We start from the raw sequence: 23,497 nt of genomic DNA on the forward strand, positions 1-23,497 counted from the left end.
TGCCGCCTAGCCTGAAGGGCACCCTCAGGCTAGGCGGAGGAGGGCGATGGCTGCTCGGGGACAGTCGTTCAGCGGGATGCGCGGTCTGGCCGCCGTCCCGTCGTACGTCGTCATGCAGCCCACCACCCTCTGCAATCTCGACTGCGCGTACTGCTATCTGCCGTTTCGGGCCGCCGACCGCCGGATGCCGGTGGCGGTGGCCGAGGCGGTCGCGGAGGCGGTCAATCCCTGGGCGGCGACCAGCCGGTTCTCCGTGGTGTGGCACGGCGGCGAGCCGTTGGCGGCCGGCCGGGAACACCTGGCCGATCTGATGGCACCATTCGGGCCCGAGGTCGAGCACCACGTGCAGACCAACGCCACTCTCATCGACGACGACTGGTGCGACTTCTTCGTCCGGCACGAGATGCGGGTGAGCGTGAGCGTCGACGGGCCCCGGGCGCGCAACGGCGACCGGGTCAACCAGGGTGGTCAGCCGGCGTACGACCGGATCCTGCGCGGCGTCTCGGCGCTGCGCCGTCGCGGTCTGCCCTTCTCCGCGCTGGCCGTGGTGTCCCGGCCGGAGCCAGGGCTCGCCACCGAGCTGTACGACTACTTCCTCGAGTTGGGCTGCGACGTGCTGGGCATCAACATCGAGGAGACCGAGGGGGTCAACACCCGCGACAACCGCCACGACCCGTCGGCGGTGTCCGCGTTCTGGGCGGAGTTGGTCGGAGCGTGGCGCCGTGAGCCCCGGATTCACCTCCGCGAGATCGAGTGGTCGTTGCGCTACGCCGCGGCGGTGCTCGACAACTCGGCGGACGGGGTGCTGCCCCGCCACCTGGACCCGATTCCCACGATCGGTCACGACGGCTCGGTGGTCGTGCTCTCCCCGGAGTTGGCCGGTTTCACCGACCCTCGCTACGGCGACTTCAGCAGCGGCAACGTGCTGACGACCCCGTTGGCGCAGATCCTCAGCGGTGCGGCGGCGACGCCGTGGGTGGGGGAGTTCCTGGCTGGGGTGGAGGCGTGTCGGGTGTCCTGCCCGTACTTCGGCTTCTGCGGGGGTGGCCACGCCGCAAACCGTTACTTCGAGCTGGGGCGTTTTGACGGTACGGAGACCGAGCACTGCCGCAACAGCAAGATCCGCCTATTGGAGGGAGTGTTGGAGCATGCCCGAGACCACCAGTCACCGGCGGCCTGAGCGCGAAGCGGACGACGGAGTCACCGAACGGGTGCGGGAGGCGGCTCCTGCGCTCGTCACGCTGCTCCAGGAGGCCGAGGACGCCCGCCGGCTGCGCTCGGAGGTGTCGGGCGGGGATGGCTCCAGCGCGGTCTGCGCCTGGAACCACTTCGAGAACATCCCGACGTTCTACAACTGGAACAATCGCCCGCGCTGAGGGGAGCCGTTGTCAGGGGCCTGTCGAACGGCCGGAGTGACTCCGGTCGGGCCAGGCCCCTGATCGTCGGCGACTGCACCTGCACGGGACGTGCGTGAGCACGCGGGGGTTACCGCGTGCTCAGCTGCGTCGAGAGGTCAGCGGGTCGGACGGACCCAGGGATCCGGATCGTCGTCCGCGTGATCCTCATCATCGTCGTCGACGAACTCTTTAGAGTCGTCGTCGAAGTGGTGCTCAGACTTACCAGCACCCGCCAGTTCGCGCTGCAAGGCGGTGAGGTCGGTGTTCGGGGAGTGGTACTTCAACTCCCGGGCCACCTTTGTCTGCTTGGCCTTAGCACGGCCGCGCCCCATGGCTCGACCCCCTCGCACAGAATGCGGGGCAGCCCGAAGGCGGGCCCCGATGACGTCAGGCATCTCTCGTGGCTCTTACGGTACATGGGGATGCCACCGTTCGGCACCTCGGGTTACCGTCAGCCGGCTCTGCGCGTCGCGTCGATCCGGCCGTTACCCAGTGTACCGGGTAAGGAGCGGAACGGTTAGCACCCGTGACACCGGACAAACCGCATCAAATTTGACCCGACCTCAGCTTACCGAGCCGTGCCTGCACGGGAGGCCCGGAGGCGGATCTCGTCGATCCGCCCCCGGAGAACGCTCAGCGGAGGTGGATCGCCCGAAGCCGACCGACGTCCGCCATCCGACGCTCCGCCAGTCGGTCGGCGGCCACGGCCGGCGGCACGCCCTCGGCGTCGGCCAGGTGCAGGATCTCCCGGGTGGTGTCGTAGATCCGGGTGGCCCGCAGCTTCGCCCGGTCGAAGTTGAAGCCCTCGATCTCGTCGGCCACCTGGATGACGCCGCCCGCGTTGACCACGTAGTCGGGGGTGTAGAGGATGCCCCGGTCGGCCAGCAGCTTCTCGATGCCCGGGTGGGCGAGCTGGTTGTTCGCCGCTCCGGCCACCACCTTGGCGCGCAGCGCCGGCACGGTGTCGTCGTTCAGGGCGCCACCGAGCGCGCACGGCGCGTACACGTCGATGTCCGCGGCGACCAGCGCGCTGGCGTCGTCGACCAGGGTGACCTGCGGGTGGTTGGTGCGCACCCACGCCAGCGCCTTCGGGTTGACGTCGGTGGCGACCACCTCGGCGCCATCCTCCAGGAGGTGCCCGGTGAGGTACTTGCCGACCTTGCCCAGGCCGGCCACGCCGACCCGTCGCCCTCGCAGGCTCGGGGTGCCCCACACGTGTTCCGCCGCGGCCCGCATCCCCTGGAAGACGCCCCAGGCGGTGAGGATCGACGAGTCACCGGCACCGCCGTGCTCCACGCTGCGCCCGGTCACGTAACGGGTCTCCCGGGCCACCACGTCCATGTCCGCCACGTACGTGCCGACGTCGCAGGCGGTGTAGTAGCGGCCGCCCAGCGACTCCACGAAGCGACCGTACGCGCGCAGCAGCGCCTCGCTCTTGATCTGCTCCGGGTCGCCCCAGATGACGGCCTTGCCGCCGCCCAGGTCCAGCCCGGCGAGCGCGTTCTTGTAGGCCATCCCGCGGGACAGGTCCAGCACGTCGGCGAGGGCGTCGTCCTCGCTGTCGTACGGGTAGAAGCGGGTGCCGCCGAGCGCTGGGCCCAGCGCGGTGGAGTAGATCCCGATGATCGCCTTCAGGCCGCTCTGCTTGTCCTGGCAGAACACGACCTGTTCGTGACCGGTCGATACCGGGTCGTCGGTGCTCGCGAATACGCCCATGGTTGGCTCCTACGGTGGGTGCGTCCTTGTGGGACGCGGACCTGGTGGACCCCGGCGGGGATGCTGCCGGTGTGATCGAGCCTAGTATCGGCCGCCGCGCGGGCGCTCGACGCGCCACCGCCGTCCCACGTTGCGGCGCGCTTGCTCCGGCCGCTGACCGCGTAGCGGCGTGGTTCGTGGGAGGATCGCGCGGTGCCGTCGCTCTTCGCTTCTTACCTGCGCGTGTACGAACCGTTGGCCGCCTTCGATCGAGACCGGCAGAGCTACTGGCGCCGCTATGTCTCGGAGGGGCGCGCGGTCGCCCCGGTCGAGGGGCCCGGTCGGCAGCGGACGGCGGTGATCGAGGCACTGGGCGCTGGCTGGACCCGGCTGCCGGACCTGCCGGAGGAGGCGTACGTCCTGGAGACGGACGACAGCCTGCTGGTCTGCCCGTGGAACCTGCGCATCCGGGTCGCTGAGGCGGCGCTCAGCGCCCGGGACGGGGTGCCCTCGGTGCTCGCCGACGCCTTCGTGCCGCCGGTGCTCGCCGGGCAGGCCAGGGCGGTGGTGGACGACTGGCGCAGTGGTGCCCGGGTGCTGGAGCACGGGGTGCCCCGGGTGCACGAGCAGATCGCCACCTGGGGCGTACCGCTGCGGTGGTTCGTGCTCTTCGACCCGACGGAGCGGGACCTGGTCACCCAGCCGGGTCGGCGGGCGCTGCGCTACCGCACCGAGATCTCCAAGGCTCGACGCCGCTCGTCGCGGGCGCTGTCGGTGCTGCGCAAGTCGGTCGGCGAGGCACCGATCACCGAGGCGGTGGAGGAGGCGGCCCGCTGGCTGGAGGAGTTCCATCCGCGGTCCGTGGTCGAGCTGGACTACGGCGGCCTGGTCGACCTGCTCTCCGACGATACTCTTGCCGCCGACGACTCGCCCGAGCTGGTTGCCGGCGGCCTCGCGGGGCTGTCGCGCGGCGAGGCCGAGGAGGCGTCCGCCGCGTACGACAAGTTGGTGGCACGGTGGCGCGCGGTGCAGCTGTTGGAGCGGTGCAACTAGGGCATATCGCCCTAGGAGCGCTCCCAAGGTGAGTTCCGCTCGTAGTTGACGCATCACGAACCGTGATCATGAGTCCGAATAAGGTACTTTCTGCCGTGTAAAAGTCGTAAAAATCGGGCATGGTTCATCCGTCCGTCTAGGGACCTTCATCCGTTCGGCCCATGTCGGACATCGGGGACTAGCCGGACCATGGGAGACGCGTCGGCCGGCGGGACCCCGGCCGATGTCTATACATGTGGAGGAGTGACCGATGGCATCGCGAACGCACGAACCAGAGCCGCTACTCACACCGGCCGAGGTGGCGTCGATGTTCCGTGTCGACCCGAAGACGGTGACCCGGTGGGCCAAGGCTGGCAAGCTCAGTGCCATCCGCACCCTGGGTGGCCACCGTCGGTACCGCGAGTCGGAGGTCAGGGCGCTGTTGCAGGGCCAGATCCCGCAGCAGCGGCAGGGCGACTGAGCCGGCACGAGTTTTTTCGTCAGGGGCGGTGGATCTCGATCCGCCGCCCCTTTCCATGTCCATGCCCGCCGAGCCGACGCCCCCCGCCGGTCAGCGCTGCGGCTCGGCCAACGTCACCCGGATGCCGACCGTGCCGCCCTCGCCGCGACGCAACCGGCTGCCCAGCAGGCTCAGTCGACCGATCAGGCGGTATTTGTGCTTGAGTAGGTCGCGGACCCGACCGGTGTCACCGCCCCCGTAGATCGTCGCGCGTGCTGGCACCTCCGCCCCGTGCGGCCGCCCCCGCACGTCGCACGGCGCCACGGTCACCTCGCCGTTGTGGCGGATCCGTTTCACCTTGCCCGAGTCGGCCCGGGTCCAGACCGCCAGCGCCTCGCCGTCGCGTACCGCCCAGACCGGGGTCGGCACCGCCCGACCGTCCTTGCGGAAGGTCGTGAGCAGGATGTACTTCTCGGCCGACAGCCGGTCCAGCATGGTCACGCCGCCAGGATACGGCCGGTACGGGCCACCGAGTGGCCGGATAGCGTGAACGTCGTGACGGTTGAGCCTCTAATCGGTGACGTGGTCGGCGAACTGCTGCGGGACACGCTCGCCGTGGCCACCGGGGTGGGCCCCCGACCCCTGGTCGGCGGTCGACTGCCGCGACCGGTCATCGAGATCATCGAACGGGACGACGGTCTGATCAACGGTGCCCCGGCCGCGCACTACCTGGACGGGCCGGCGGACTGGCAGCCGTACGACCACCGCGCGGTCGACCGGGCCTCCGGTGAGACGCTGGACATCGGCACCGGAGCCGGCCGGATCGCGCTGCTGCTCCAGGAGCGCGGCGTACCGGTCACCGGGTTGGACACCTCGGCGGGTGCGCTGGAGGTGAGCCGCCGGCGCGGGGTCCGGCGGCTGGTGCACGGCACCGTCGACACGCACGTCGCAGACGGTCCGCGGTACGACACGTTCCTGCTGCTCGGCAACAATCTCGGGCTGATCGAGGGACGGGAGCGGGCGCCCGAGTTCCTGGCCGCGCTCGCCGCGCTGGCCCGACCGGGGGCGCAGATCATCGCGCACGGCACCGACCCGTACGGCACCCGTGACCCGCTGCACACCGGCTACCACGAGCGCAACCGTCGGCGCGGCCGGCTCGGCGGCCAGCTGCGGCTGCGGCTGCGCTACCGCGAGTTGAGCACCGAGTGGTTCGACTACCTGGTCTGTTCGGCGGACGAACTCGCCGCGCTGGTGCACGGCACGGGCTGGCGGCTGACCGATGTGGACGAGCGCGACGCCCCCTACTACCTGGCCACCCTGCGTCTCGTCGGCTGAGCGCGACGGCCCCCACACTCCCGCCGGGCGGAGGCAGGGGGCCGTCCTACGTCTCAGACCTGGACGGTCGGGGGGAGCTGCTCGGGCGGGAGGCCGCCGTCGCCGTCGACCACCTCGTCCGGCTGACCGTCCTCGTCGATGTCGACCATGGTGATGTCCACCTTGCCGTCACCGTCGGTGTCGAACTGGAACAGGTCGGCCTTGCCGTCGCCATCGGTGTCCACCACCCACACGTCGGTCTGACCGTCGTTGTTGGTGTCGGCGCGCAGCAGCTCGACCCGCTCGTCCCCTCGGGTCTCCACGGTTTCCCCGTCGGTGACGCTCTCCGGTGCCTGGCTCATGTCGATGCGGTCCTTCCCTCGGTTGACGGGCCGTCATTACCCGATCCGGCGCTCCCCCACGCATGGGCCGGGTCGCCCGGCTGTCTAGGGTCGCACCATGAGCGAGCGGAGCGGGCGGGACACCCGGGCCGGCGCGGCGGGGACCCCGCGCGTCGGCGGACGGGTCAGGGAGGCGTGATGAGCGATCGGTTCGTGGTCGTCGGTGCCGGCACGATGGGGCTCGGCATCGCGTACGTGGCGGCCGGCGCCGGGCACGCCGTCGAGGTGGTCGAGGTGGACGCCGAGCGGGGTGCTGCCGCGCTGAACCGGCTCGCCGAGCTGTGGGAACGAGCGGTGCAGCGCGGGAAGCTCAGCGCCGACGAGGCCGCCGCGAACCGGCAGCGGGTGACGCTGCGCCGCACCCTCGCCGAGGTCGCCCCCGCCCCCGAGGTGATCGTGGAGGCGGTGCCGGAGCGCCTCGACCTGAAGCGCGCTGTGCTGCGCGACGCCGCCACGCTGCGCCCGGCGCTGCTGGGCAGCAACACCTCCAGCATCGCCATCGCCGAGCTGGCCGCCGAGTTGGAGGTACCCGAGCGCTTCCTCGGCCTGCACTTCTTCAACCCGGTCTGGGCGATGACGCTGCTGGAGATCGTGGTCGGCCCGGCCACCGCCGAGGAGGCCACGACCGCGGCCGTCGCGCTCGCCGGCCGGTTGGGCAAGGACCCCGTCGTCGTACGCGACATGCCCGGCTTCGCCACCTCCCGCCTCGGGGTCACCCTCGGGCTGGAGGCGATCCGGATGGTCGCCGACGGGGTGGCCAGCCCGGCGGACATCGACAAGGCCATGGTGCTGGGCTACCGCCATCCGATCGGCCCGTTGGAGCTCACCGACCTGGTCGGCCTGGACGTGCGGCTGGACATCGCCCGCACCCTCCAGGCCGCGTACGGAGATCGTTTCGCGCCACCGCCGCTGCTCGAGGAGTTGGTGGCCGCCGGGCGGCTGGGCAAGAAGTCCGGGCAGGGCTTCTACCGCTGGGAAGGCGGGGGCAAACAGTGAGCGCGAGGAGTGAGCTTGCGAGCCCCGCAGTCGCGAACGAAGGGTCAGCACAGTGAGCGCGAGGAGTGAGCTTGCGAGCCCCGCAGTCGCGAACGAAGGGTCAGCACAGTGAGCGGCCTGCGGGTCGAGGAACGGCCGGACCGGCTGGTGGTCACCCTGGACCGGCCGGAGAAGCGCAACGCCATCGACGCCGACCTGATCGCCGAGTTGCACCAGGTCTGCGCGGAGTTGGAGGCGCGTCCCCGCCTGCTGCTGCTCACCGGTGGCGCCTCGGGCATCTTCGCGGGTGGCGCGGACATCGCCCAGCTGCGCGAACGGGGTCGCACGGACGCCCTCGCCGCGATCAACTCCGCCGCCTTCGCACGCATCCGGGCGCTGCCGATGCCGACCGTGGCCGCCGTCGACGGCCCGGCGTTGGGCGGTGGCGCGGAGCTGGCGTACGCCTGCGATCTGCGGGTGTGCACGCAGCGGGCGGTGTTTGGCCAGCCGGAGGTGCGGTTAGGCATCCTGGCCGGCGCCGGCGCGACCCACCGGTTGCCCGCGTTGATCGGTGAGGGCCGGGCCAAGGAGCTGCTCTTCACCGGCCGGCGGGTCGACGCCGCGGAGGCGCTGCGGATCGGCCTGGTGAACCGGGTGGTGGAGGAGCCCGGCGAGCTGCTGACGGTGGCGCACGCGTTGCTGGACGAGATCGCCCTGGGCTCGCCCCTGGCGGTGCGGCTGACCAAGCTGGCGGTGGACGCTCCCGCCGCCGCGCACCCGCACCTCGACCTGGTCAGCCAGGCGGTGCTCTTCGAGGACGACGAGAAGCACCGTCGGATGACCGAGTTCCTGGAGCGCCGCCGGTCGCGCTGACCCGCGTACCCAAGAACGGCCGCACCGGCGAGAGGCCGGTGCGGCCGTCGTGGGCCTGCGGTGGTGCTTACTGTCGGATCTGCACCCCGGCGTCGGCCAGGCCGCGAATCACCTGGGCGGACTCGCCGAAGCCGATGATCAGTACGGCGTCCGCGCCGAACTCCTTGATCTCCTTCGCGCCGCCGCTGAAGTCGACCGGCGGAGCCTTCGCGTCGGCCGGCGGCTCGTACGTCAGCAGCTTGATCCGGTCGTCGGCGATGCCCGCCTTCGCCAGCTCGTCGCGGACGGTGGCCTGGAGGCCCTCGCCGTAGGAGTCCTTGCGGGCGACGATGACGATCTTCTGCGACCCGTCGCGGAGGATCACGTCGGCCAGCGCCCGGCCCTGGAGGCTGTCCGGCGGGGCGGTGCGGAAGTAGAGGCCCTTGTCCTCCACGTCGGTGAGGCCGCTGTCGGTGTTGGACGGGGAGAAGAGGATCTTCCCAGCCTGCACCACGTCCGGCAGCACCTCGCGGGAGATGCCCGAACCACCCGCGCCGATGATCACGCTGACGCCGTCCGTCACGTGCTTGGCCACCGTCGCCTTGGCCACCGCCGGGCTGGTGCCGTCGTCGCCGTCCTTCCACGTCACCGGCTTGCCCAGGGCGCCACCCCCGGCGTTGATCTCCTTGATCGCCAGCGCGGCGCCGGCCGCCATCGGCGGATAGGCGATCGCGAGGTCACCGGTCTTCGGCAGCAGACCGCCCAGGATCAGCGGCTCCTGGTCGGGGTCCCCACCGGCGCGCTGCTTCTTCGGCTTCGGCGGCGTCTTGGTGCTCGCCGCCGACTCGTTGCCGGCCCCGACGAACTCGGTCTTGCCGTCGTTGATCTGCTGCCCGTCGAAGGTCAGCGTGGCATAGCTCGCGGTGGCCGGCTCACCCTTGTCGGTGAAGCCGGCCCGGGTCAGCGAAACGCTGCGGTACTCGATGTCCTGCCCGTTGCGGGCCAACGCGAGACAGCTGGCGGGGTCCTCACAGCGCTGCCCGTCGTTGGTCACGCCGACGATCTGCTTCGCGATGTCCGCCGGGTTGGTGCTGCCGGCCAACTGGGCGGCGAGCACGGCGATCACCACCGCGTCGTACGTCTCCGCGGCATACAGGTAGTCCGTCAGCGCCGGATTGACGGCCCGTAGCCGGCTCTTGAAGTCGTCTGGCAGTGGAGTGAGCGGCGTGGTCCCCTTCATCCCGTCGACGAGACTCGCGCGTTCCTTCAACTCCGCAGGATAGGAGTTGAGCATGTTGCCGTCCGTGCCGTAGAGGCGCACCTGTTGGGCGCTTGCCTTCTCGGGCTTGTCATCCCCGCAAGCGCTTGTGGCGAGCAGGATCGTCGCGCAGGCAGCCAGTGTGGCTACCCGCGAGCGGCGTGATACGAACATGGTCGTCCTTCCTCCGGCGAAGGTCCGCTGCGCACATTAGCGTGCCGAGGCCGGCGGCGGGACCGTGGAGGCGGCGTAATGCGCAGGTAGCTCGCCTTCAACACGGACAGTGACGGTCGTTGGGACCCTTGACCACCCGTCCTACTGTGCGCTGCGTGACCGACCTACCACAGCAGACGTTCGATGACGCGGCCGCCGTGCTCCGCTCGGCGCTGACCGGCGATGGAGACGCGGTGGTGGGGGCCTTCGACGCGGTCGTCGACCGGGCCGGCCTGAGCGGCGCGTACGGGGTCGCCTGGTGCCTGGCCGCGACGATGCTCGGTGACGCGCCAGCGGCCAGCGGAGCGGCGCTCGACTTCCCGGGCATCGATCAGGCCGGGTATGACACCCGCTGGGTGGCCCGCTTCGTCAGCGCGTACGCCAATCGGGACGAACCGACCGGCGAGGCGTTGTTTGGCGCCGCGGCGGCCGACGGGCAACTCCCCGACTGCCTGCTCACCCTCGCCGGTTCGACGATCGCCACCCTGCGCAGCCGCGCTGGGTGACCATTCCGTTCGATCCTGCCACCGGGTCGCGGCGTCCGTCGGGGGGCGGACGCCGCGACCGCGCGGGCCGGTCAGAACGCGTGGTACGCGATCAGCGGTTCGTACTCGTACCGCAGGTTCTCGAAGCGGACCCGGAAGTTGACGCCATCCTTGACGTTGGTCGCCACCGTGATCCAGCCCGAGTTGGCCGGCAGGTAGGTCCAGTAGTTGCAGGCACCCGTCTTGTCCACGAAGATCACGCACGCTTCGGTGGCGTACACGCTCGCGTTGCGGACGTTGATGTCCCGGCACCGCGTCGTGGTGCGGTACTGGCCGGCCGAGCCGCCGTAGCGGCCGGTCTCGAAGTACGACCGGACCGCTCCGCCGTAGCAGGTGGCGAGCGGGGCGAACGCGTTCGGCCCGGAGCTGACCGGCGTGGTCGGTGTGGTCGGCTCCGCCCGCGCGGGCGTACCGGCGGAGAGCAGTGTGGCGGCCGTGGCGACGGCGAGCAGGCGAGCGGTCGGGGATGGCATTCGTTCGTTCCTCCGGAAACAGTTAACTGACCGTCCGTATTGGACTGATCATCCGACCGTGACGATGATACGTATCGATCGATTGCGGCGCGGCCCCGAGGATGTCCGGCCGGTGTGGTAGCTCTGTAGGCATGTCCGAGGCCATGCTCAGCAAGGTGCGCAAGCTGCTGGCCCAGGCCGAGGATCCGGCCTGCACTCCGGCCGAGTCGGCCGCCTTCACCGCCAAGGCGACCGAGCTGATCGCCCGCTACGGTGTGGACCGGGCGCTGCTCGCCGCCCGCGACCCGACCACCGACCCGGTCGGCGATCGAGTGCTCGACGTCGTCGCCCCGTACGCCCGCGACAAGGTCGGCCTGCTCGCCGCGGTGGCCGAGCCCCTACGCTGCCGCTGCGTACGCCGTCGACAGGGCAACGGTTTCGCCCTGCACCTGTTCGGCTTCGCCAGCGACCTGGAACGGGTCGACCTGCTCTTCACCTCACTGCTCGTGCAGGCGGCGCACGGCCTGGCCGCCACCGAGGTGCCCCCGGACGACCACCCCGCCGCCTTCCGCCGCTCCTGGCTGGCCGGCTTCGCGGAGGTGGTCGGCGGCCGGCTCTGGGCAGCCGAGACGGCAGCGGCCAGCGAGTCGGGCGCGCCATCGATGGCGCTGGTGCTGGCCGACCGGTCCGACCGGGTGCAGCGACGGCTCACCGAGGAATACCCACGGCTGCGCACCGCACCGCCACGCCGCTTGGGTGGCACCGGCTTCGGCTCGGGGGCGGAGGCCGGCCAACGCGCGAACCTGGGCGGCCGGGACCTCGGCGGCCCCGCTGCCGCCCGACGGCTCGGTCGGTGACCCGGTAGGCCGTCAGGCGGTAGTGGTCGGGCGGTGGCGCGACACCGTGGCGACGTAGCGGGTCAGCAGCTCGTGCCAGCCGGCGGTGAGCGCCTTGCGGTAACCCTCGGCGGCCTCGCCGTGCCGGTCGAAGTGCCGGTGCTCCAGCTCGACCCGGGTGCGTTCCGGCCCGTCGGGGTGGAACAGCACCTCGACCTCGCTCGCGCGGGCCGGGTCCGGCACCGGCGCCCGGTCGGGGCCGATCTGCCAGACGAAGACGAGGCGGCGCGGTGGATCCCAGGTGAGCACCCGGCCCCAGTCGGCGCGGAAACCGTACGGACCCAGCTCGTAGAGCATGCCGCCGGCCCGCGGCTCCATGCCCAACTCGGCCAGCGCGTCCGGGCCGGACCAGGTGTATTCGGTGACCCACCAGTCGGTCAGCTCGTCGGTGAACACCGCGAACGCATGCTCGGCGGAGCCCGGGACGAGGAGGCTGCACCGCAGAGAGAACCGGTCGACGTCCTGCCGGATGTCGGCCGGATCAGTCAATTCCTGTCCCATAGGCCCGGACCATACCGGCTGATGCCCGGGTGTGCAGCTTCGCGCGGTGCCCGGTTCCAGACAGAGGGTCGCCGACTCGTCACGGACGGGATGCCCCGCCGGAAAGCGGGTAACCGCGCCGAACGGCCCGGACGACCGGGCCGGTGTGCAGGCGGGCGGGAGAGCATGAACGACAGCGGGCAGCAGCGAGAGCCGGACCGGAACGTCGACGGCGGGGACCCGGACGTCCTGCTCGACATTCCGAAGGTCTCCGTCGACTCCATCCGGCTGGCGGTCGATGGTCTGGAGGCCGACCTGTCGCTGCGGGCCCGGGTGGCCAACCTGCTCCAGGTCGACGCGGGCGTACGGGTGCACCTGAACGGCGGCGAGTTGGACGTCAACGGGGTACACGCCGAGGCGCAACTGCGGGTGCGACTGGAGCAGTTGACCCGGATCCTTGGCCGAGCGCTCGATTCGCTCGACCACAACCCGCACCTCATCGAGGCGCTCGCGCACACGGCCGGCGTCGCCGCCGCCGACGTGAACCGCAGCGCCCAGCAGTTGCCCTCGGGGGCCGCTGAGGTGCGGGCGACGGCGCGGCACTCCGATGGCGTACGCGATGAACTGGGCCGGCAGGCCCGCTCCTCCACCGACCGTGACCGGCCGGCCCTCGATCAGCCAGGTCTGGATCGGCCGGGTTCTGATCGGCCGGGTTCTGGTCCGCCGGGTTCTGGTCCGCCGGGTCCTGATCGGCCGGGGCAGGGTCGGCCGGGTTCTGGTCGGCCGGGGCAGGGTCCGCCGGGTCCTGATCGGCCGGGGCAGGGTCGGCCGCCGCACGCCGGTGGGCAGCCTCACGCTGCGGGACCTGGGCCCCACGCCGGGGGACCGGGGCCGCTGGCCGGCGGTCCTGGGTCAGCTGGCCAGGGGCGTCCGGAGAACCGGCGTCCGGAGGGCGATGGGGCGGAGGGCCGTCGGCTGGAGGCCGGACCTGCGGAGAACCGCCGCCTGGAAGGCGCGCGACACGAGGAGCCGCGTCACCCTGAGGGGAGGCGGGCCGAGGGTTCGGGTGCGGAGCAACGGCGGGCGGGGACTGGCCATGGCCCTGCGGGTTCGGCCGGGCCAGCGGGTTCCGGGGGTTCGGCGGGTTCTGCGGCCGGGCAGTCTCGCGACCGGCAGGGTCAATCGGGTGAAGCCGGCGCGGGTTCGTCCGGGGGTGGCGACGGCGGTCTGCCGGGCGCGGCCCAGAGTGCGGCGCAGAGCGCGGCCCAGCTCGCCGAGCAGGCGGGAGAGACGCTGCGACAGGCCGGACGCAGCGTATGGGAGGCGATCCAGGGCAGCGTGGCGCAGCACCGCCCGCAGGGCCACCGCGACCACTGACGCCGCGCCACCGCGCCGCACGAGCTACGCCGCACGCGAGCCGCGCCGGCCGCGCGCGCCGCACGCGAGCCGCGCCGGCCGCGCCGCACGCGAGCCGCGCCGCGCCGGCCGCGCCGCCGCACCGTGGCAACCGCGCGCCGCCGCGGCTTGATCGACTCGGTTTCCTTGATATCGCGGTGTCGCGGGCGCTGGGATACCCCGACATCAGGGAAGCCGAGTCGATCATGCGTCCGGGTGCTGCTGGGCCGTCGGAACGGGTCAGGTCAGGAGCCTGGTCCTCGCCAGTGGGATCCCAGCACCGCCGCCTCGATGCGGAGCAGCAGGCCCGCGAGCACCAGCAGCGCTCCGGCCATGAGAAAGTCGCCGCGAGAATTGACTCCGCTCAGCCCATGACGAAGAGGGCGCCGCCGAGAACAGCGCCGAGTGTGCCAATGGTCTCCACGATCCCGCCAGGCCTTCTGTCCACGGCCGGGAGCGTAGGTGCGGGCGATGAACACCGGGTGACCAGGAGCGGTCGAGCAGGGGCAGCGGCTAAAGCGCCGGAAACAGCAAGATCCCCACCTGCGTTTCCGCTGGTGGGGACCTCTGTAGCCCGGCGAAAGGCTATGTGGCCAGGGGCGGGGTCGAACCGCCGACCTTCCGATTTTCAGTCGGACGCTCGTACCAACTGAGCTACCTGGCCGTGTCGCTCGGCTCATGCTACCCGGCAACCGGACGAACCGGCGGCAGGGTGACCTGCTCCGATACGCAGAACGCCGCGCGGGGCGCGGCGTCAGCGCTGCGGTCCTGACGGGACTTGAACCCGCGACCTCCGCCTTGACAGGGCGGCGAGCACTCCAACTGCTCCACAGGACCTAGCTTGTGTTGCTCCGGCTTGCGCCGGTCGTGCCCCCAACGGGATTCGAACCCGTGCTACCGCCTTGAAAGGGCGGCGTCCTGGGCCGCTAGACGATGAGGGCGGCCCCGCCATCATTGCACATTCGCAACTTCAAGCGGACTTGCTCCCATCCGGCCCCGCCGGAGGCTTGGAAAGCATACGTGATGCTCCGTCGGTCGACAAAATCGGTATCGGCAAGGGCCTGGATCGGGGTAAAACCGCAGGTCAGAGTGGGTCTAGCGGAGTCGGGTGATGCCGAAGCGCTGCTTCAGGTCGGCGATCAACTTGGGGCAGGCGGCGAGCGTCGCGGCCCGATTTCCGCCTCCGTCGTGCAGCAGAATGATGGCGCCGGGGCGGGTGGCGGCGTGCACTCGCTTGCCGATGGTGGCCGCGGTCGGCTTGTCCCAGTCCTGCGGGTCGACCGACCAGTGCAACGGGCGCATGCCGAGATCCTTGGCCACCCCGAGCACCTCCGACGTCCACCGGCCGCCCGGCTGCCGATAGAACGACACCTTCGCGCCGGGAGCGGCCTTCTGGATGGCCTTGTTGGTGCGGTCCAGGTCGGCCCGGATCTCGGCGACAGGTCGCCGGGCGAGGTCGAGGTCGTGCCGCCAGCTGTGGTTGCAGAGCTGGTGTCCCTCCCGGACGATCCGCCGGACCAGTTCGGGGTGGCGCTGCACCTCACGACCGACGACGCAGAAGGTCGCGGTCACCTTGGCGGCCCGTAGTTGGTCGAGCACCTTGGGTGTCCAGGCCGGGCTGGGGCCGTCGTCGAACGTCAGGGCCACCGGGCGTACGCCGGTATTGCGCCCCAGACCGGCGGGGAGCTTGGCCGGCAGCGGCCGCAGTGGCGGCTTGGCCGGCTTGGTGACGCTGGGGGGCGTCGTCGGGGTGGGGGTGGGCGGTGTGGTGGATTCCACCGGCCGTGGAGCGCCGGCGGGTGCGATGGTGCGGTCCGGTTGGGCACAGCCGGACAAGACCAGCGCCATGGCGAGGACGGACGCCAGGACAGCGCGGGCTTGCATTCGCTCGCTCCCGGGGGGTCGGGGTAGGCGGACCCGCCCGACGGTAGTTCACGCCGCCAGCCGACGACAGTGCGATCAGTCACGCCTCGACTGGTCCAGGGAGTCACGGACGGCGGCGGAGAGCGAGATCGCCTCGGCCAGATCGACCGGCCGTACCACCCCGGCGGGCAGTGTGTCGGCCCGCCAGCCGGGGCCGGCGGCGAGCACCAGCAACGGGCGGCGGGGCGCGGCGAGCAGCGCGGTGAGCTGGGCTGGGTCGGCGGTGACCCGGGTGTGTGACCAGAGCACCACGGCAGCCGGTCCGGTTCGGTTGACCGCCTCGACGAGAGCGGCCACCGGCACCCGGGCGCCGAGCATCCGGTAACTGACACCAGCCTCCGCGAGAGCCGCGGCCAACGCCTCCAGTGGCAGGGTGTGCTGCTCCTCGTCGGCGCAGGAGAGCAGGATCCGGGCCGGCCCGGTGGGGACCTTGGCCCGACTGGCCGCCGCGAGAGCCTCCGAGACGCAGCGGGACACCAGGTGCTCCACCTCGATCAGACCGGCGGTGGCGGCGTGGCGTTCGCCGATGCCGGCAAGCACAGGGCGCAGCAGGCCCTCCCAGGTGGCGACGACCCCGCTGGTCTCCAGCGCCTGCGCGATCGTCTCGCTGATCGCCGCCGCGTCCAGCCGCATCGCGGCACGGGCCAACCCGCGAGCTGCCGGGCCGGCACGGCCGACCGGGATGGCGCCGCCGCCGTCACGACCGGGTGAGTGGACCCGGGCGGGCGCGACGGTGCCGTTGGGCATCGGACCCGGTGCCTGGCGAGACCAACGGGCCGCCTCGGCGGGGCTCACCCCTTCGGCGGTGAGTCGTCGCATGATCTCGAGGCGGGCCAGGTCCGTGGGTGTGTACCGGCGGTGGTGGCCGGGAATGTGCTCGCTGGGCCCGAGCCCGTAGCGCTGGTGCCAGGTGCGTAGGGTCGTCACCGCGACCCCCAGCCGACGTGCGACCGCGCCCGCGCTCAGCGCCTCATCGACCACCCGACCGCTCCGCCGTGTCATCCGCCGACGATCCGGGCGGGGGCATGACCGGGCCGGATGCGCCCGACCGGGACCCCGAGGGGCGCAGTAGCCGGTCCACCACCCCGCCCAGCCAGGGCGCGTACGACCGGGGGTCGCGGTCCAGCTCGGCCTCCAGTGCGGTCGGATCGACCCAGCGCAGCTCGGCCACCTCGTCCGGGTCCGGCAGCAGCGGAGCGCTGGGCAGGAATTCGCCGCGCAGCACGTGGTCGTACTCGAATTCGACCCGACCGGTCGCCGGGTCCTCGGCGTAGTAGACGTAGACGCCGACCTCGGTCAGCTCGACCGGGCCCGCTCCCAACTCCTCGGTCAGCCGGCGGTTGGCCGCCTCGGCGAGTGATTCCCCGGGCCGGGGGTGACCGCAGCAGGAGTTGGCCCAGCGCAGCGGAAACCGGGTCTTGACGGCGGCCCGGCGCTGCAGCAGCACCTGGCCGTCCGGGTCCACCAGCAGCACCGAGAAGGCCCGGTGCAGCTGCCCCGGGGGTTGGTGGGCGGCCACGACGGTCGTCTCGCCGTGGGCCTTGCCGCTCTCGTCGACCAGTTCGACGAGATGCTCCTCACGGTTGCTCATCGGCCCTCCCCAGTGATCCGGCCGGCGGCGAGCTTGCCGGAGATAAGCACCATCGGTACGCCGACCCCGGGTTGGGTTCCGGAGCCGACGAACACCACGTTCGACAGGTCTCGGTGCAGATTGGACGGGCGGAACGGGCCGGTCTGGAAGAGGGTGTGCGCGGCGGCGAACGGGGTGCCCGCGGCCATCCCCTGGTCCTCCCACTCGGCGGGGGTGATCGCCCGAAGCACCTCGACGCCGTCGCCGAAGCCGACGTAGCCGCGCTCCTCCAGGGTGCCGATCAGCTGGTCGGTGTAGCGCTGGGTCAGGTCGCCGCGCCACTCGAACGGCGCCCGGTGCAGGTTGGGCACCGGGGCGAGCACGTAGTAGGTGTGCCGGTCCGGTGGGGCCACCGCGGGGTCGGTCCGGCTCGGGTTGGTCACCAGCAGCGACGGATCGGTCATCAGTTCACCGCGCCGGATGACCTCATCGAAGGTGCCCTTCCACGCGCGTCCGAAATGGATGTTGTGATGGGCGATCTTCGCATAGCCCTGCCGGGAGCCGACGTGCAGAACGACGCAGGACGGCGAGTAGGTGAGTCGGCGCTGCGGCGCGGCGGGGAGCAGGTCGCGGTAGGCGACCGGCAGGTCGGGGTTGAGCACCACCACGTCCGCCGGCACCAGGTCGCCGTCGGCGGTGAGCACACCGGTGGCGCGGCCGTTCGCGGTCTCCACCCGGGTCACCGTGGTGTCGTACCGGATCTGCACGCCGTGCTTCTCGGCCGCGCCGGCCATCGCCCGGGAGACCGCGTGGATGCCGCCGCGCGGGAAGTAGACCCCGGCCACCGAGTCGAGGTACGCGATGACTGCGTAGATGGCCAGCGCGTCGTGCGGCGCGAGGCCGGCGTACATCGCCTGGAAGGAGAAGATCCGCTGGGTACGCGGGTCCCGGAAGAACTGGTTGATCTTTGTCTGCAGGCGGCGGAACGCCCCACCGCTGAGCAGCTTGAGCAGGTTGCCGGTGAGCAGATCGGTCGGCGCGTCCAGGTTGCGCTCGATGAAGTCGGTCCGCTCCAGCCGCCACAGCTCCCGCGCGTACTCGACGAAACGCAGGTAGCCGTCGGCCTCCCGGGGCCCGCACACCCGGGAGATCTCGGCCGCCATCCGGGTGGTGTCGGTGAGCACGTCGAGGGTCGAGCCGTCCGGGTAGTACGCCCGGTAGGCGGGGTCGAGCGGCGTCAGGTCCAGCCAGTCGTGCAACTCCTCACCGACCGCGCCGAGCGCCTCGGCGATCAGGTCGGGCATGGTGAGCACGGTCGGGCCGGTGTCGAACTCGTAGCCGTCCACGCCGAGTCGTCCGGCCCGCCCGCCGGGCACCGGCTCGCGTTCCAGCACGGTCACCTGCCGGCCGCTGCCCGCGAGGTGCAGTGCGCAGGCCAGCCCGCCCAGCCCGGCCCCGACGACAACCACCCGGTCCGTCCGTCCTGTCACCGTCCGCACGTGATCACCTCCTCGCTCAAGTCGCTCATCAGGCCCGCCGATTGGCTGCGGCGGTGGCCAGTCCGGTCAGCGCGGTCCGCGCTGTCTCGTCCACGGGTGCGGCATCGAGCGCGGCCAGTGCGTCGCCTACCCGCTCGGCGATCATCTGCTCCAGCCGGGTGACCGCGCCGGTCTCGGCGACCAGCCCGGCGAGTGCGTCGACCGGGCCGTCGGCGGCCTGCTCCAACGCCGTGAGCTGGGCCGGCGTGGCCAGCTCACGGGCCAGCATGAGCAGCGTGGTCGGCTTGCCGGTGCGGAGGTCGTCACCGGCCGGTTTGCCGGTGGCCGCCGGGTCGCCGTAGACGCCCAGCAGGTCGTCGCGAAGCTGGAACGCTTCGCCGACCGCCAGGCCATAACGGGTGTACGCGGACACCAGCGGATCGTCGTCGGGCACCCCGGCCAGGCAGGCTCCGAAGAGCAGTGGTCGCTGGACGGTGTAGCTGGCGGTCTTGTAGCGCGCCACCCGCAGCGCCCGGTCGACCGACCAGTTGGCCGGGTCGTTCTCGCCGAGCACGTCGAGGTACTGCCCGGCGACCGTCTCCACCCGCATCTCGTCGTAGCAGCGGCGAACCTCGAACAGTCGAGCCGATGGCACCGTGGCGTAGGCCAGCAACTGGTCGGCCCAGACCATGCAGAGGTCGCCGATGAGCACGGCGACGGCCTCGCCGAACCGGTCGGGATCACCCCGGTGGCCGGCGGCGATGTGCTGTTCGGCGAGCGCGATGTGTGCGGTGGGCCGGCCTCGGCGGGTGGTGGACGCATCCATCACGTCGTCGTGTACCAGCGCGAAGGTGTGCAGCAACTCCAGTGCGGCCAGTGCGGGCAGCACGGGCGGCAGGGCGGCGGTCGGGCCGACCGCCCCGCGCCAACCCCAGTAGGCGAACGTGGACCGGATCCGTTTGCCGCCGGCGAGGACGGCGTCGCGCGCGGTGGCGGCGAAGTTGCCCATCGATGTGTCGACGTCGTTGAGGGAGTCGACCTCGGCGGTGAGAAAGGTGGTCAGGGTCTCGTCGACCGCCGTGACCAGCTCGTGGGTGTACGCGGCCAGAACGGCGCGGACCGGATCGTCCCCGTCCCCCGGCCCTGCCGGCGCCACGCGGGTCACGTTGCCCGCAACTGCGTCGTTGGCCATGCGGCTGAGCGTACCCTAGGCTACGAGTTGCGTCGATTGGTGCGTCGATAAATGGAGGAGGGCCGGTGGACACTGATCTCACCGCTGCCTATGGCCGATGTCGTGAGCTGCACAAACGTCACGGCCGCACCTACTATCTCGCCACCCGGCTGCTCCCCGCTTGGAAACGACGACATGTGCACGCCCTCTACGGGTTCACCCGGTACGCGGACGAGATCGTCGACCGCACCGAGGACCTGCCGCCGGCCGAGCGGGCCGCCCGGCTGGATCACTGGGCGAGCCAGTTCGTGGCCGGTCTGCACGGTGCGCCGGTCGATGACCCACTGTTGCCGGCCGTGCTGCACACGATCGCCGTCTTCGATCTCGACCGGGACGATTTTGCGGCGTTTCTGAAGAGCATGGCGATGGATCTGACCGTCACCGCGTACCCGACCTACGACCACCTGCTCGACTACATGGAGGGCTCGGCGGCGGTCATCGGCACCATGATGCTGCCGATCCTGGGCAGCTCCGACCCGGTGGCGGCCCGCGAGCCGGCCCGGCAACTCGGCTTCGCCTTCCAGCTCACCAACTTCATCCGGGACGTCGCCGAGGACCTCGACCGGGGCCGCACCTACCTGCCGGACGAGGACCTGGCGAAGTTCGGGGTCACCCGGGAGGAATTGGCCGAGGCCCGCGCCCGGGGTCGCGGTACGCCCCGGATCCGCGAGCTGATCGAGTACGAGGTGACCCGCGCCCAGGCGCACTACGCCGCCGCCGCGCCGGGCATCACCATGCTGGCGCCCGCCTCACAGGCCTGCATGCGCACCGCGTACGCGCTCTACGGCGGCATCCTCGACGAGGTGGCCGCGCAGGACTACGACGTCTTCGTCCGACGGGCCCTGGTGCCGCAGCGGCGGCGGATGGCGGTGGCCGCACGCGCCCTGCTCAGTTCGACGGGTACGCCGGTCGTCATCCCCGGGCCGACGATCCACCCGGAGCGTCGGTGACCGCGAGCACGGCGATCGTGCTCCTCACCCGGGACCTGCGGGTGCACGACCACCCGGCGCTGGCCACCACCTGCGCGGCCTTCGACCAGGTGGTGCCGTTGTACGTGCTCGTCAGAGCACCGAGTGCAACGCCTCGACCAGCTCGTCCACCCGGTCGTGCTCGGCGAGGTGCGCGGTGGCGTATCCGAAGGTGTAGCCGCGCTCGGGGTCTGCCCACGCGCTGCTGCCGCCGATGCCGCCCATGCCCCAGCTGCCGTCCGACTCCCGCTGCATGCCCAGCGTCCACTGGACCGGGCGGTCCAGCACCAGGTCCGGCCCGTCGTACTGGACCTGGGTCGCCTCCGCGACCAGCTCAGGGCTGACCAGCCGGACGCCGTCCAGGACACCACCGGCCAGTAGGCCGGCGTAGAGCCGGGCCAGGCTGGACGCGGTGGCGTGCAGGTTGACGGCGGGCATCTCGGCACCGCGCCACAGCGGACTGTTCAGCACGGCCAGGTCCAGCCCGCCGGCCGGGTTGCCGAGCGCCCGTGCCCGCAGTGAGCCCGGCTCGCCGAGCTTCCGGGCCGGCCACTGCGGATCGCCGTACCGCAGGTCCGCGCAGCGCAGTTGGTCCGCCTCGGTCAGCCCGAAGCCGAGGTCGAGCCGCCACGGGCCGGCGATCTCCTCGGCCAGGAACCGGCCCACCGACCGTCCGTCGACGCGGCGGACCAGCTCGCCCACCAGATGCCCGTACGTCCAGGCGTGCTCCCCGGCCACCGAGCCCGGCAACCATTCGGGGTCGGCGGTGGCCAGATCTCCGGTGAGCAGCGCCCAGTCGGCGATCGCGGTGGCCGGTCGGGGCACCGGAAAGGCGGGCAGCCCGGCGGTGTGCGACAAGACCTGGCGCACGGTGGCGGGCGTGCGGAACTCCGGCCAGTACCGGTCGACGGGCGCGTCGAGATCGACAGTTCCCCGGTCGACGAGCACCAGCAGGCAGAGCGCCGCCACCGGTTTGCCCACCGAGTAGACGTTGACCAGCGTCTCCGGCAGCCACGTCTCGCCGTCGGGCCGGTGGCCACTCCGGGAGCCGCCGACCAGGTCAACCACCTGCTGCCCGTCGTAGAAGATGGTCAGGCCGGCGCCGGTTTCCCGGCCGGAGGTGAGCAGGTCGTGGAAGCAGTCCCGGACCGGTGCGAAGCGTGCGTGCATCCGGCCACCGTAAGCGTCCGAGCCGGTGAGCGTGCCGACTTTTCCGCCGACCCCGATGGTCGGGGCGGTGCCGTTGGGGGATGCTGTTGCAGTGGCGGAGCCGGAGCTGGTGGATGTGGTCGTGGTCGGGCTCGGAGTCGGCGGCGAGGAGGTGGCCGGGCGGCTCGCCGAGGCCGGCCTGAGCGTCGTCGGCGTCGAACGGGATCTCGTCGGCGGGGAGTGCCCGTACTGGGGCTGCATCCCGAGCAAGATGATGATCAGAGCGGCCAACGCCCTCGCCGAGGCGCGCCGGGTCGACGGGCTCGCCGGCACCGCGCAGGTCCAGCCGGACTGGGCGCCGGTGGCGAAGCGGATCCGCGAGGAAGCCACCGACACCTGGGACGACACGGTCGCGGCGGACCGGTTCATCGGCAAGGGCGGTCGGCTTGTGCGCGGCGCCGGCCAGCTCGACGGCCCGGGCCGCGTCCGCGTCGGTGACCAGGTGTTCGAGGCTCGACACGGGATCGTGCTGGGCACCGGCACCCGTCCGTCGGTGCCGCCGATCGACGGCCTGGCCGACACGCCGTACTGGACCAACCACCAGGCGATCGAGGCCGAGGAGTTGCCGGACTCGCTGCTGGTGCTCGGCGGCGGCGCGATCGGTCTGGAGCTGGCGCAGGTCTTCGCCCGCTTCGGGGTCCGGGTCACCGTGGTCGAGGCGCTGGACCGGGTGCTGGCCGTCGAGGAGCCGGAGGCGTCCGAGGTCGCCGCCGCGGCGCTGCGCGCCGACGGCGTGGAGATCCACACGGGGGTACGCGCCGAGCGGGTCGAGCATGACGGCACCCGGTTCACCCTGCACGGTGGCGGTGGCGTGGAGTTCACTGCCGAGCGGCTGCTGGTGGTGACCGGGCGCAAGGCCCACCTGGCCGAGCTGGGTCTGGACACGATCGGCCTGGACGCCAACCAGCGTTACCTCCCGGTCGACGACCGGCTGCACGTCACCGACCATGTCTGGGCGGTCGGTGACCTGACCGGCGAGGGCGCCTTCACCCACATCGCCATGTACCAGGCGGGGATCGTGATCGCCGACATCCTGGCTCGCACCCGGCAGGCGAAGGCGGGTGCGGACGCCAGCGGCACCGCCAGCGTGGTCGGCGGCGCGATGGGCGCGTCCAGTTCGCTGGCTGCCAGCGGATCGAGCGGGTCGGCCGGCACCGTCCCGCGAGCCGACTACCGCGCGCTGCCCCGGGTGACCTTCACCGACCCCGAGGTCGGTGCGGTCGGGCTCACCGAGCAGCAGGCCCGCGATCGGGGCATCAACGTGCAGGTCGGTTTCACCAAACTCGGCAGCTCCACCCGGGGCTGGATTCACCAGGTCGGTGACGACGGTTTCATCAAGGTCGTCGCGGACGCCGACCAGGGCGTGCTGATCGGCGCGACCTCGGTCGGCCCGGCCGGCGGCGAGGTGCTCTCCGCACTCGTGGTGGCGGTGCACGCGGCGGTGCCGCTGAGTCAGCTCCGGCACATGATCTACGCGTACCCGACCTTCCACCGGGCCATCGAGACCGCCCTCCGCGATCTGTCCTGACCCCGGCACCGCCCGAGGCCCCCGCGCCTCGCGGTGCCCCGCGCTCGGGCCTCGCGGTGCCCCGCGCTCGTGGCCCCGCGACGCCCCTGCGCTCGGGCCCCGCGACGCCCCTGCGCTCGGGCCCCGCGACGCCCCTGCGCTCGGGCCCCGCGACGCCTCGCGGTGCGCGACGCCTCGCGGTGCGCGACGCCTCGCGGTGCGCGACGCCTCGCGGTGCCCCGCGCC

25 protein-coding genes and 3 tRNA genes are annotated in these 23,497 nt (G+C 71.8%); 12 read left to right on the top strand and 16 right to left on the bottom strand.

Annotation, left to right across the window (positions count from 1 at the left end):
• Positions 1 to 76 precede the first annotated feature (76 nt).
• Both amcB and amcA read left to right on the top strand, forming a co-directional pair.
• Positions 77 to 1,180 carry a cyclophane-forming radical SAM peptide maturase AmcB gene (gene amcB, locus ACIBF8_RS15795; RefSeq protein WP_396783778.1) on the top strand — a complete coding sequence of 368 codons (1,104 nt, stop codon included), beginning with the start codon at positions 77 to 79 and terminating at the stop codon, positions 1,178 to 1,180.
• On the top strand, positions 1,149 to 1,376 hold the full coding sequence (amcA, locus tag ACIBF8_RS15800; protein WP_396783599.1) for a multiple cyclophane-containing RiPP AmcA: 228 nt from the start codon (positions 1,149 to 1,151) through the stop codon (positions 1,374 to 1,376). The genes amcB and amcA overlap by 32 nt, the downstream gene beginning before the upstream one ends.
• 137 nt (positions 1,377 to 1,513) lie before the next feature.
• On the opposite strand, the gene ACIBF8_RS15805 is transcribed toward amcA, so the two are convergent.
• Together ACIBF8_RS15805 and ACIBF8_RS15810 are read right to left on the bottom strand one after the other, a co-directional pair.
• Positions 1,514 to 1,729: a DUF3073 domain-containing protein gene (locus ACIBF8_RS15805; protein WP_030332207.1), complete on the bottom strand. Its 216-nt coding sequence runs from the start codon at positions 1,727 to 1,729 to the stop codon at positions 1,514 to 1,516.
• Positions 1,730 to 2,030: 301 nt separating this feature from the next.
• Positions 2,031 to 3,113, bottom strand: coding sequence for a Glu/Leu/Phe/Val dehydrogenase (locus ACIBF8_RS15810; protein WP_396783600.1), 1,083 nt, complete (start codon positions 3,111 to 3,113; stop codon positions 2,031 to 2,033).
• Positions 3,114 to 3,305: 192 nt separating this feature from the next.
• Here ACIBF8_RS15810 and ACIBF8_RS15815 point away from each other — a divergent pair, with 192 nt between their 5' ends.
• Positions 3,306 to 4,145 carry a hypothetical protein gene (locus ACIBF8_RS15815; RefSeq protein WP_396783601.1) on the top strand — a complete coding sequence of 280 codons (840 nt, stop codon included), beginning with the start codon at positions 3,306 to 3,308 and terminating at the stop codon, positions 4,143 to 4,145.
• Positions 4,146 to 4,395: 250 nt separating this feature from the next.
• Positions 4,396 to 4,605 (top strand): BldC family transcriptional regulator, encoded by a 210-nt coding sequence (locus tag ACIBF8_RS15820; RefSeq protein WP_007073996.1) that lies wholly within the window; start codon positions 4,396 to 4,398, stop codon positions 4,603 to 4,605.
• A 90-nt stretch (positions 4,606 to 4,695) separates the two neighbouring features.
• Here ACIBF8_RS15820 and ACIBF8_RS15825 read toward each other — a convergent pair whose 3' ends face one another.
• A complete protein-coding gene (locus tag ACIBF8_RS15825; protein ID WP_396783602.1) occupies positions 4,696 to 5,085 on the bottom strand; it encodes a PPOX class F420-dependent oxidoreductase in 390 nt (129 codons plus the stop codon).
• 54 nt (positions 5,086 to 5,139) lie between these two features.
• Here ACIBF8_RS15825 and ACIBF8_RS15830 point away from each other — a divergent pair, with 54 nt between their 5' ends.
• Positions 5,140 to 5,919, top strand: coding sequence for a class I SAM-dependent methyltransferase (locus ACIBF8_RS15830; protein WP_396783604.1), 780 nt, complete (start codon positions 5,140 to 5,142; stop codon positions 5,917 to 5,919).
• 53 nt (positions 5,920 to 5,972) lie between these two features.
• Here ACIBF8_RS15830 and ACIBF8_RS15835 read toward each other — a convergent pair whose 3' ends face one another.
• Positions 5,973 to 6,260: a hypothetical protein gene (locus tag ACIBF8_RS15835; protein WP_396783606.1), complete on the bottom strand. Its 288-nt coding sequence runs from the start codon at positions 6,258 to 6,260 to the stop codon at positions 5,973 to 5,975.
• Between the two features lie 177 nt (positions 6,261 to 6,437).
• Between ACIBF8_RS15835 and ACIBF8_RS15840 the strand changes: the two genes are divergently transcribed.
• Both ACIBF8_RS15840 and ACIBF8_RS15845 read left to right on the top strand, forming a co-directional pair.
• On the top strand, positions 6,438 to 7,295 hold the full coding sequence (locus ACIBF8_RS15840) for a 3-hydroxyacyl-CoA dehydrogenase family protein (RefSeq protein ID WP_396783608.1): 858 nt from the start codon (positions 6,438 to 6,440) through the stop codon (positions 7,293 to 7,295).
• Positions 7,296 to 7,403: 108 nt separating this feature from the next.
• On the top strand, positions 7,404 to 8,147 hold the full coding sequence (locus ACIBF8_RS15845) for an enoyl-CoA hydratase/isomerase family protein (RefSeq protein WP_396783609.1): 744 nt from the start codon (positions 7,404 to 7,406) through the stop codon (positions 8,145 to 8,147).
• 67 nt (positions 8,148 to 8,214) lie between these two features.
• On the opposite strand, the gene ACIBF8_RS15850 is transcribed toward ACIBF8_RS15845, so the two are convergent.
• Entirely contained in the window at positions 8,215 to 9,558 is a 1,344-nt protein-coding gene (locus tag ACIBF8_RS15850; RefSeq protein WP_396783611.1) for an ABC transporter substrate-binding protein, read from the bottom strand.
• Between the two features lie 155 nt (positions 9,559 to 9,713).
• On the opposite strand from ACIBF8_RS15850, the gene ACIBF8_RS15855 reads away from it, so the two are divergent.
• On the top strand, positions 9,714 to 10,103 hold the full coding sequence (locus tag ACIBF8_RS15855; protein ID WP_396783612.1) for a hypothetical protein: 390 nt from the start codon (positions 9,714 to 9,716) through the stop codon (positions 10,101 to 10,103).
• 71 nt (positions 10,104 to 10,174) lie between these two features.
• On the opposite strand, the gene ACIBF8_RS15860 is transcribed toward ACIBF8_RS15855, so the two are convergent.
• Complete coding sequence (locus tag ACIBF8_RS15860) at positions 10,175 to 10,615, bottom strand: hypothetical protein (RefSeq protein WP_396783614.1); 441 nt, start codon at positions 10,613 to 10,615, stop codon at positions 10,175 to 10,177.
• Between the two features lie 131 nt (positions 10,616 to 10,746).
• On the opposite strand from ACIBF8_RS15860, the gene ACIBF8_RS15865 reads away from it, so the two are divergent.
• A complete protein-coding gene (locus ACIBF8_RS15865; protein ID WP_396783616.1) occupies positions 10,747 to 11,451 on the top strand; it encodes a DUF2786 domain-containing protein in 705 nt (234 codons plus the stop codon).
• 12 nt (positions 11,452 to 11,463) lie between these two features.
• On the opposite strand, the gene ACIBF8_RS15870 is transcribed toward ACIBF8_RS15865, so the two are convergent.
• Entirely contained in the window at positions 11,464 to 11,991 is a 528-nt protein-coding gene (locus tag ACIBF8_RS15870; RefSeq protein ID WP_396783617.1) for an SRPBCC family protein, read from the bottom strand.
• A gap of 165 nt (positions 11,992 to 12,156) precedes the next feature.
• Between ACIBF8_RS15870 and ACIBF8_RS15875 the strand changes: the two genes are divergently transcribed.
• Positions 12,157 to 13,347, top strand: coding sequence for a hypothetical protein (locus ACIBF8_RS15875; RefSeq protein ID WP_396783618.1), 1,191 nt, complete (start codon positions 12,157 to 12,159; stop codon positions 13,345 to 13,347).
• A gap of 608 nt (positions 13,348 to 13,955) precedes the next feature.
• Here ACIBF8_RS15875 and ACIBF8_RS15880 read toward each other — a convergent pair.
• From ACIBF8_RS15880 to ACIBF8_RS15915, 8 genes are all read right to left on the bottom strand, one after another.
• Positions 13,956 to 14,029: transfer RNA gene (locus tag ACIBF8_RS15880), tRNA-Phe, on the bottom strand.
• Positions 14,030 to 14,128: 99 nt separating this feature from the next.
• Positions 14,129 to 14,202: transfer RNA gene (locus tag ACIBF8_RS15885), tRNA-Asp, on the bottom strand.
• 31 nt (positions 14,203 to 14,233) lie between these two features.
• A tRNA-Glu gene (locus ACIBF8_RS15890) sits at positions 14,234 to 14,306 on the bottom strand.
• Between the two features lie 154 nt (positions 14,307 to 14,460).
• A complete protein-coding gene (locus tag ACIBF8_RS15895; protein ID WP_396783619.1) occupies positions 14,461 to 15,249 on the bottom strand; it encodes a polysaccharide deacetylase family protein in 789 nt (262 codons plus the stop codon).
• 75 nt (positions 15,250 to 15,324) lie between these two features.
• Positions 15,325 to 16,269 (bottom strand): MerR family transcriptional regulator, encoded by a 945-nt coding sequence (locus tag ACIBF8_RS15900; RefSeq protein WP_396783780.1) that lies wholly within the window; start codon positions 16,267 to 16,269, stop codon positions 15,325 to 15,327.
• Positions 16,259 to 16,879 carry an isopentenyl-diphosphate Delta-isomerase gene (gene idi / locus ACIBF8_RS15905; protein ID WP_396783621.1) on the bottom strand — a complete coding sequence of 207 codons (621 nt, stop codon included), beginning with the start codon at positions 16,877 to 16,879 and terminating at the stop codon, positions 16,259 to 16,261. Before idi ends, ACIBF8_RS15900 begins: the two co-directional genes overlap by 11 nt.
• Entirely contained in the window at positions 16,876 to 18,357 is a 1,482-nt protein-coding gene (gene crtI, locus ACIBF8_RS15910; protein ID WP_396783623.1) for a phytoene desaturase family protein, read from the bottom strand. Before crtI ends, idi begins: the two co-directional genes overlap by 4 nt.
• Positions 18,358 to 18,385: 28 nt before the next feature.
• A complete protein-coding gene (locus tag ACIBF8_RS15915) occupies positions 18,386 to 19,528 on the bottom strand; it encodes a polyprenyl synthetase family protein (protein WP_396783625.1) in 1,143 nt (380 codons plus the stop codon).
• 65 nt (positions 19,529 to 19,593) lie between these two features.
• On the opposite strand from ACIBF8_RS15915, the gene ACIBF8_RS15920 reads away from it, so the two are divergent.
• Positions 19,594 to 20,517: a phytoene/squalene synthase family protein gene (locus tag ACIBF8_RS15920; RefSeq protein WP_396783627.1), complete on the top strand. Its 924-nt coding sequence runs from the start codon at positions 19,594 to 19,596 to the stop codon at positions 20,515 to 20,517.
• 111 nt (positions 20,518 to 20,628) lie between these two features.
• Here ACIBF8_RS15920 and ACIBF8_RS15925 read toward each other — a convergent pair whose 3' ends face one another.
• Positions 20,629 to 21,705: a serine hydrolase domain-containing protein gene (locus ACIBF8_RS15925; protein WP_396783628.1), complete on the bottom strand. Its 1,077-nt coding sequence runs from the start codon at positions 21,703 to 21,705 to the stop codon at positions 20,629 to 20,631.
• Positions 21,706 to 21,760: 55 nt separating this feature from the next.
• Between ACIBF8_RS15925 and ACIBF8_RS15930 the strand changes: the two genes are divergently transcribed.
• Positions 21,761 to 23,272, top strand: coding sequence for a dihydrolipoyl dehydrogenase family protein (locus ACIBF8_RS15930; protein WP_396783782.1), 1,512 nt, complete (start codon positions 21,761 to 21,763; stop codon positions 23,270 to 23,272).
• The last annotated feature ends 225 nt before the right edge of the window (positions 23,273 to 23,497 follow it).

The sequence above is a fragment of the Micromonospora sp. NPDC050276 genome, from assembly GCF_044459545.1.
Lineage (GTDB): Bacteria > Actinomycetota > Actinomycetes > Mycobacteriales > Micromonosporaceae > Micromonospora.